Origin of the sequence: Moorena sp. SIO3I8 (assembly GCF_010692325.1) — a bacterium.
GTDB lineage: Bacteria > Cyanobacteriota > Cyanobacteriia > Cyanobacteriales > Coleofasciculaceae > Moorena.
In genome coordinates this window covers 1-1,762 of the sequence record NZ_JAAHHW010000330.1, presented here as the reverse complement: position 1 = coordinate 1,762, position 1,762 = coordinate 1, and the positions used below count along the sequence as shown (strand labels likewise).

The window sequence follows — 1,762 nt, the reverse complement described above, 5'->3', positions numbered from 1 at the left end:
TATTGTTATAGATGAAACTATCAAGTCACTCAATTCATTGATTTGTTGACATAAAATTATCCTATTGGATGCCTGATATCAAGTCCGGTTACAACGAACTAGATATAACTTATAGCAATTTCTTACCTAACCTGAAGATATGATGAAAATTCTCATGCTATCTGCCACCTTTCCTTATCCCCCCACTAGGGGAGGAACTCAGGTACGGACATTTAATTTACTAAAACATCTTAAGTTAAGTCATGATATCACCATGATTACTCAACGTTCAGAAGATGTCACGGATCAGGAAGTGGAAAAACTCGGGAAATGGGTAGATGAATTGGTGGTTTTCCCCCAACCAAAGCCTTCTGAACCCTCAGGAGGAATCTGGGGCAAAGTAAAGCGATTTAGTAATTTTTTAAGCCAGGGAATTCCCCCCAGTGTGCTACATCTCTACTCCCGGGACATTCAACAATGGGTGGATAAAGCTGTGGCGGCTGGACGGTTTGACATTATTACCTGTGAACATAGTGTAAATGAAATATATGTACGACCAGAATGGCGACAGCAGCTGGGAACGGTGGTGAATATTCACAGTTCTGTGTATGGTACCTTCCGTAACCAGTTGGAAACAGGAACCTCGGAAAATCAGCTCAGAGACCAGTTAAATTTACCCCTGTTGCGCCGCTACGAGGAACGATACTGTGCCAAATTTAATGGCCTTGTGGTCACAACACCGGAGGATCAAAGCCAGATAGCTGCCTACAAGCCATCGGGTAAAATTGTGGTGATTCCCAATGGGGTGGATTTGACTCAATTTCCCCAACGCACTGCTGACCCAGGGGGACATCGCATAGTGTTTATTGGAGCTATGGATAACCGAGCCAACATTGATGCTGTAAGCTTTTTAAGCTTGGAGGTATTTCCAGCAATTAAAGAACGTTATCGAGATGCTAAGCTGCAACTGGTAGGAGCAAGACCAGTACCTTCGGTGTTGGAGTTGGCAGAATTGTCGGGAATTACGGTCACCGGTCGTGTGCCATCAATGGTAGAGTATCTCCATCAAGCAACTATCTGTGTGGTACCGATGCGGACTGGCTTTGGCATTAAAAACAAGACCCTCGAAGCAATGGCGGCTGGGGTACCTGTAGTAGGAAGCGATCGCGGTTTGGAGGGACTAGCGGTTGATGGTGCCAATACACCTCTGCGAGCATTGCGGGCAAATCATGTTAAGGAGTATATTAGTGCCATCACTCGTTTGTTTGAAGACCCACAACTGCGAGCAAAGTTGTCCCAAAACGGGCGCTCATTGATCGAGGATGAATACACCTGGGATCGCGCTGGTCAATGCTACGAACAAGCCTTAACCCAGTCAGTGGTTAGAGGTTAGTGGAATACAGTAGTTTGGGGACTGAACCCCTTGACTCGTCTTCCCTCTGTTCCTCCTGTTCCCATTGTTTGCCCTCTTACTCCCTACACAACCAATTCTATTCCAGAACCGTGGCAAACCCCTCTAAATCACCGTCACTGGAAGTCATAGAGAGATTAGGCTACCTGGTGTTTGGTAAATCGGTAAATTTGAATTTTTAACTATATTTTCTAGAGGAAAATTCACAATTAGTATAAATGTATTGGTATGAAGATATAATACATCTAAGTACAGGACAAAAAATGGAGAGAGTTAAGAAAAGCTGGGAACTGGTGGTCAAGATTGGTGAAAATTGAGCGCAGATAATCAAATCCCAAACGAAATAGGCTCTTGGCTCGTCGTTGATGGGAT

The 1,762-nt window shown here is 44.4% G+C and carries 1 protein-coding gene; it reads left to right on the top strand.

The window, feature by feature from the left end; all coding sequences use genetic code 11:
- Positions 1 to 142: 142 nt before the first annotated feature.
- Positions 143 to 1,372: a glycosyltransferase family 4 protein gene (locus F6K51_RS36705; RefSeq protein ID WP_293030952.1), complete on the top strand. Its 1,230-nt coding sequence runs from the start codon at positions 143 to 145 to the stop codon at positions 1,370 to 1,372.
- The last annotated feature ends 390 nt before the right edge of the window (positions 1,373 to 1,762 follow it).